Source organism: Paraburkholderia sp. RL18-085-BIA-A (assembly GCF_046027075.1).
Taxonomy (GTDB): Bacteria; Pseudomonadota; Gammaproteobacteria; order Burkholderiales; family Burkholderiaceae; genus Paraburkholderia.
This window is the reverse complement of sequence record NZ_JARESU010000732.1, coordinates 1-230: the sequence shown is the minus strand read 5'-3', so window position 1 is coordinate 230 and position 230 is coordinate 1. Positions and strand designations below refer to the sequence as shown.

The window sequence follows — 230 nt, the reverse complement described above, 5'->3', positions numbered from 1 at the left end:
CGCAGCCACGAACAGAAGTGCTTGACGTTGGCAAAGCGGCTCAGGTCCGGGCCGATCTCGGAGAGGATTGTCATCACGGTTGCCACGGACAGGCCGTTGATGCGCGTCAGGTCCACGCCCGCCCAGCGCGCGAGCGCGGTACGCGCGTCGAACCGGGGGGTGTTCTTCTGGCGCTTCTTGTCCGGCCCGGCCAGCTCGACGTCGTGACGCCCCAAGGGGACCAGCAGCGC

At 68.3% G+C, this 230-nt stretch carries 1 protein-coding gene; it reads right to left on the bottom strand.

What is annotated here, in order from left to right; all coding sequences use genetic code 11:
• Window positions 1–230: transposase (locus tag P0D89_RS54595; RefSeq protein ID WP_408371670.1), on the bottom strand; the 230-nt coding region annotated here is incomplete at both ends.